At 40.5% G+C, this 2,197-nt stretch carries 2 protein-coding genes and 1 pseudogene; all 3 read left to right on the top strand.

Going from position 1 to position 2,197, the window contains the following annotated elements; genetic code table 11:
• A pseudogene (locus EPO09_RS21545) lies at positions 1-554 on the top strand (hypothetical protein); the annotation flags it as partial.
• A gap of 348 nt (positions 555-902) precedes the next feature.
• Positions 903-1,367 (top strand): hypothetical protein, encoded by a 465-nt coding sequence (locus EPO09_RS21540; RefSeq protein ID WP_290646555.1) that lies wholly within the window; start codon positions 903-905, stop codon positions 1,365-1,367.
• Positions 1,367-2,026, top strand: a complete 660-nt coding sequence (locus tag EPO09_RS21535; RefSeq protein ID WP_290646553.1) for a hypothetical protein — start codon at positions 1,367-1,369, stop codon at positions 2,024-2,026. The genes EPO09_RS21540 and EPO09_RS21535 overlap by 1 nt, the downstream gene beginning before the upstream one ends.
• Positions 2,027-2,197: the final 171 nt, after the last annotated feature.

The raw sequence follows: 2,197 nt of genomic DNA, 5'->3' as shown, positions 1-2,197 counted from the left end.
GTGGGATTTGGTTTCTTGGTATGCCTGATGGAGATGGTTTAATCGTACGTAGGGGTACAACAGATCTTACATCTACTTTAGAGACAACAAACGGTGTCACTGAGTTAGCTGATGGATCTGGATTTGCTGATAACCACAGAACACCTACAGCTATCACGGCTGCTAGTCCTGCGGTTGTCACATCTGCTGCTCATGGATTGTCAAATGGTCAATTCGTTCGTGCAACAGATTTCCGTGCATCTCCAGTAGCTTCTGCAACTGGTATGTATGGATTAAACAACCAATTGTGGCAAGTGGGTAACGTAACAACGAACACATTTGCTTTGTATTATCCAAATACAAATCTGACTATTCCATTTGATGCAACTGCTGAAACAGCTTTTGTTAACAACGGCGTAGCCCAGTTCACTTTGGTTGGCCCTACATTGTACACAGAGAATCCTGAGCCAGTATTCCAATACACATTGGGATCAGCAATCATGGGTGCTAACACAGATGTTATTTACATCCGTGCAATGAAAGCAAATCAGTACACAGACCTAGGTTCTATCTAATGAACACACCATTAGGATTTACGGTTCGACAGATGTATCCAACAGCGATTGCTGCCACATTACCTGTTAACGTAACAATCCCAAATCATGGGATGTCTAATGGTCAGACTGTCAGGGCTACGAACTTTTTCGTAAGCCCTGCACAGGCTGTAACTGGAATGCAAGAATTAAATAACAATCTGTATTACATCGGGAATGTCACCACAAACACATTCGACCTATTTGACGTGTATGGAAACCCGATAGATGGCACAAATTTTACCCCATACATAAATAACGGTTTGGCTCAGTTCACGCTTACAGGGCCAGATTTATTCACAGAAAATCTAAACACCCAAGAGGGATAATATGAAAGAAAAAAAAGAACGCGTACGCGATCTAGTTGAACCAATTGAATCTGTAACAATTATGGAATCTGAAAAACCATTCGATCCAGAATTTGATGAAATTACAAAATTAGAACACTTTGAGATTTATAACCGTTGGGCGCGTAAGAATAAAGTTCCAGTGAAAGCTCCTACCGAAGATTTCTATCCAAAATATAAAGTGAAATTCCAGAGATTTGATCAGCCTGATAACGTATTGAAGATACGCGTCAGAAAGAAAGAAATTGATTGGCAAGGACAGCTTAAGCCTGGAAAGACATATAATCTATGCCTGCCCGTGATCCAGTATCTCAATTCTCTATGTGAACCAATCTTCGCAGAAGTAAAAGTCACAGATGGATCAGAGACAAAGACAGAAACAAAACAAGTGGGTGAACGCTCACGATTCAGTTGTCAAGCAATGGAATTCATGGGAGTTGCTGTCTAATGGCTAAAAGCACTGCGGATTTGATTAACATTGTAAGAAACGTAACTGGAAGGGTTGATGCTAGTGATCCCATGTTCACTGATCAAATCATGTTGGGATACATCAATGATTTCTACATGTTGGAAATGGGTCAAGAGATACGTATAAACGAACGAATGACTTGGTGGGAATTTGATTTCGGCCCAACTAGTTCTAATCCTTTCCCAGTAGACTTACAGAATCCAGCACAAGCACCCGCAGGTGTTCAATTTACCACGATTGGGCCATTGATTTACGTCGATGGTTTCCAGTCGTGGTGGTATCAAGATCCAGAACAATTCTTTTGGCAATGGCCAGAAACACAAACCTATACACCCCAAAGGCCTCAATATGTTCTTTATTATAATCAATCTCTGCTTTTCCGTGGCCCTCCTGATAAAGTTTATCGCATTAAAATCTCTGCTTATCAGGTAGAGCAAGAGATGATTGGTGGACAGAATATCAACCAAGATTACTTGTGGAGATATGTCTGTTACGGTGCTGCAAGAGACATCTTTGCAGACTATGGAGAACTAGACCAATGGGCTAATTACGAGCCTGCATTCCGTAGATATAAAGCGTTGGTGTATGCACGTACATACCAACAAAATATGAATCAAAGATCTCTACCCAGGTTTTAATCATGACATTTAATATAACAGTTCCAAATGCTAACCAAAGTCCTGGGTTATTTCCTGCACAGAACAACACGAACTTTCAGCGATTACAGCAAATAATAGATAACGATCATCTATTCACTAATAGCTTTGCTGCTAATCAAGGCACGCACAAACAAGTAACTTTAATAAATC

Origin of the sequence: Aquabacterium sp. (assembly GCF_004297345.1) — a bacterium.
GTDB lineage: Bacteria > Pseudomonadota > Gammaproteobacteria > Burkholderiales > Burkholderiaceae_C > Aquabacterium.
Note: the sequence above shows the minus strand (reverse complement) of the source record. Positions and strands in the feature narration are given on the sequence as shown.

Coding starts and splice junctions, on each gene's coding strand:
- EPO09_RS21540 (WP_290646555.1), top strand. CDS start 903: ATGAAAGAAAAAAAAGAACGCGTACGCGATCTAGTTGAACCAATTGAA.
- EPO09_RS21535 (WP_290646553.1), top strand. CDS start 1,367: ATGGCTAAAAGCACTGCGGATTTGATTAACATTGTAAGAAACGTAACT.